This window comes from Sulfurihydrogenibium sp., assembly GCF_027448985.1.
Taxonomy (GTDB): Bacteria; Aquificota; Aquificia; order Aquificales; family Hydrogenothermaceae; genus Sulfurihydrogenibium.
Genome location: NZ_DAIDMN010000114.1, coordinates 1 through 3111, shown reverse-complemented (window position 1 = coordinate 3111; position 3111 = coordinate 1). Strand labels below are relative to the sequence as shown.

Genomic DNA, 3111 nt, shown 5'->3' with positions numbered 1-3111 from the left:
ACTGTATTTACCTCTTTACGATGAGGGTAATAAAGCATGATTGTTTCAAAGTTTGAGAGGTCTACGGTAGATAGAAATCTGTTGATTACTTTTTCAGAATCTTCTTGCCAATTGGTGTAAATTTCCCTTTTGGCTAAAATATTGTTTCTAATTTCTTCCTTCAAATGTGACCTCCCAAACTTTTGGAAGGTCAGGGCTGATAAAAGGCCCCCACGAAGAGCCGACGGGATGGATAGCTACATTCTTGGGCAAATACCCAATAGGTGGGTGCTCCCACTGTAGTCCCACGGGACCTACAGGATATCGAGCTCCCTTTCTGTAGTCTATAGCCCAGAAAATTCTACACCATCCCTATCGAACCCCGCAGGTAAGCCTTATTAGGATATATATAAAAATTTATCATCAATCTCTCAGCTCCTGACTACTTCCTTAACTCAATATCAGGATATTTTAATTTAAGTTTGTTTAAAATTTCTTCAACTTCTACGTTTACTTCTTCATCAGACAAACTTTTATCCGGATTTAAAAACTCAACCGATACTGCCACACTTTTTTTATCGTCTGAGATAAAGTAAACATCAAAAAGTTTAACATTTTTAATGATTGTTGAAGCTGACTTTAAATCTTTTAACAGAAATCCTACCTTTGTATCTACATCAACCACAAAAGCAAGGTCTCTTTTAACAGGTGGGAATTTAGGAAGCTCATTAAATACAACAGGTTTTTTATTTAGATAATAAGTGTAGAGATAACCTTCTTTTAAACTTTCTTTTTCCAACTGTCTTGGAACATACTTTAACTTTAACTCAAAAACCCATGTATTTTTTGGAATTTCAAGGTTTAATGACAGTTGTGGATGTATCCTTCCTATGTATCCTACTTGATGGTTGTTTACAATAACATTTCCAGACTCATAAGGATGTAGAAATGGAAGAATGTTTTCATCTGATAAATCAAAATCTATTCCTAAAAACAAAAGCAAGTTTTCTACCACTCCTTTTAAATTAAGGAAGTCCCAATCTTTACTGGTGTCAAAGCTTTTATCTTTTGAAGTGTATTTAAAACCTTCAACTAACTTTCCACTAACAAGTCCTGCTACGTTTATTGATTCATGGTCTTTAAAGAAAGCAGAAGATATTTCAAATAAAGCCAAATCTTTTTTACCAAATCTTAAGTTTTCTATCTGGTTTTGTAATAGACTAACAACGAGAGTATCCCTCATAACACTTTGTGTTTTAAGTATGTAGTTTTGTATATGAATTTCAGGAACAGGTAAGGATAAAGCGTTATACATCTGTGGTGATGTAAAAGTGTAGTTTAGACATTCTGTAAATCCACTATCTAAAAAGAATTGACGAATTTTTGTATCAAACTCGTATTCGGTTGGCTTTTTAAAGGATAAAGTAGAGATTTTTGGATAATCCGGATTAAAACTATCATAACCTTTTATTCTTGCTACTTCTTCTACTAAATCTATCTCCCTTTCTAAATCGTAAGCCCTAAATGATGGAATGATAACATTTAAATGGTCTTCTTGATTTTCTGCTGGAATTTCAAGACTATTTAGAATATTTTCCACTTCTTTAGTTTCTACCGTTTCTCCAAGGATTTTTTCTATAAATTCAGGTCTTAAAACAACCGTTTTAGGTTGATACTTTCTAATGTATAAATCGTTTACAGCTGTTATATTACCGTTAGCATAAGAGATGATCAACGATGATGCTTTGTCCGAAGCTAAAGAACAGTTTTCTACATCTACTCCTCTTTCAAATCTGTAAGATGAATCTGTAAGTATCCCAAGTCTTTTAGCTGTTTTTCTTACAGATGAAGGGTCAAAAACGGCAGACTCTAAAAGAATGTTTTTGGTAGATTCATCTATTTTACTGTTTTCTCCACCGATTACTCCTGCTATAGCAACAGCTTTTTTGCCATCTGCTATTACGATATCTTCCGATGTCAGGGTTCTTTCTATCCCATCTAAGGTGATTATTTTCTCTCCTTCGTAAGCATTTCTGACAGTAATGTCACCTTCCAACTTATCCAAGTCAAAAGCATGAAGTGGTTGACCTTCTTGAATTAGAATGTAGTTTGTTATGTCTACAACGTTGTTTATTACAGATAACCCGGATTTTATAAGTTTTAATCTGATTGATAAAGGAGATTTTCCTACTTTAACGTCTTTTATAACTGTTGCTTTGTACCTTAAAACTTTATCTGTCTGGATGTTAACATTAACTGTTTGGGTAGGAATGGAAACATCCGGGTTGTAATCTTTCTTTTTCAGTTTAAAAGCTGCTGCAATCTCTCTTGCAACACCTCTTACACTTAGAACGTCTCCTCTGTTTGGTGTAATTTCAATTTCAAATATATCATCTTTACCTAAACCTAAAACATCGTTTGCATCTTTTCCAACAGGTGTATCCGGGTCTAAGATAAATAAGCCTTCTGATTTTTCTTCTACTTCAAGTTCCTCTAAGGAAAGTAACATTCCTTCCGACAAAAAAGAACCAAAAGTTGTAGGTTTAATCTCTTTTCCTAAGATGTTGGCACCGATTTTTGCAAGGATTACAACATCACCTACTTTTACGTTATCTGCTCCGGTTATAACTTGGTAGGTTTTATAACTATCGTTTACCTTACAAACAAAGAGTTTTTCTCTTTCCGGATGTCTTTCTACACTTTCAACCTTAACTGTTACTATGTTAGGAATGTATTTGCCAAATTTTGATACTGTAGTTTCTACACCTACAAGATTTAGCTTTTCTGCAACTTCTTCTGCTGGAATATCTATATCTACAAACTCTTTTATCCATGAGTAAGGTATCTTCATCCTATCCCCTTAAACTGACTATTGAATCTCAAATCGTTACCAAAAAGAAGTCTAATATCCGGTATCTGGTACTTTAACATGGTTATCCTTTCTATACCAAGACCAAAAGCAAATCCTGTGTATTTTTTTGTATCTACTCCACAAGCATCAAACACGTTAGGGTCAACCATTCCACAACCTAATATCTCAAGCCAACCTGTGTTTTTACAAACTTTCCAACTTATCCAAGTCAAAAGCATGAAGTGGTTGACCTTCTTGAATTAGAATGTAGTTTGTTATGT

General features: G+C 34.0%; 1 protein-coding gene and 1 pseudogene. Both read right to left on the bottom strand.

What is annotated here, in order from left to right; all coding sequences use genetic code 11:
* Nucleotides 1-421: 421 nt before the first annotated feature.
* Entirely contained in the window at nt 422-2830 is a 2409-nt protein-coding gene (gene pheT / locus NE054_RS07600; RefSeq protein ID WP_297890304.1) for a phenylalanine--tRNA ligase subunit beta, read from the bottom strand.
* Nucleotides 2827-3045 (bottom strand): annotated as a pseudogene (gene pheS / locus NE054_RS07595) (phenylalanine--tRNA ligase subunit alpha); the annotation flags it as partial. The pseudogene pheS and the gene pheT, both read right to left, overlap by 4 nt.
* Nucleotides 3046-3111 lie beyond the last annotated feature (66 nt).

Excerpts from the sequence above, each read along its gene's own strand:
- pheT (WP_297890304.1), bottom strand. The coding sequence starts at position 2,830 with ATGAAGATACCTTACTCATGGATAAAAGAGTTTGTAGATATAGATATT.